We start from the raw sequence: 348 nt of genomic DNA, 5'->3' as shown, positions 1-348 counted from the left end.
GAGGAGCTCACCGCGGCGATTCGCGACTTACAGATGACGATAACCAGCAAGGGGGTATTTTAGGATGCCCATAAACGACATCCGCCTCTCTTCTCATTTTAAGCTCAAAGAGTTCCAAGACAACGACCCTGTAACCCTCCTGGACCGACTCCACCATCAAGTCGTCCACTTCGCCATAGCCAGCAAGCGTCACCTTTATCGGCATGCCTTCAGGGTAATGGGCATGCCAATCAACGGCAGCGGCAAGAGCAACGTTTTGGATGCGCTGCGCTTCGTCTTGGGCGATTCATCGCCAGTTCGCCTGAGGATCAGCCGACTTTCTGATCTCATGTTTCAGGGTAGCCCCTC

At 54.0% G+C, this 348-nt stretch carries 1 protein-coding gene; it reads left to right on the top strand.

Features of this window, described 5'->3' with window-relative positions:
* Positions 1-64: 64 nt before the first annotated feature.
* Positions 65-348 (top strand): hypothetical protein (locus EZM41_RS06215; RefSeq protein WP_198470264.1); only part of this gene is annotated, 284 nt, incomplete at its 3' end.

Source organism: Acetomicrobium sp. S15 = DSM 107314 (assembly GCF_016125955.1).
Taxonomy (GTDB): Bacteria; Synergistota; Synergistia; order Synergistales; family Thermosynergistaceae; genus Thermosynergistes; species Thermosynergistes pyruvativorans.
The sequence above is the reverse complement of the archived record's forward strand: the minus strand, read 5'-3'. Positions and strand labels throughout refer to the sequence as shown.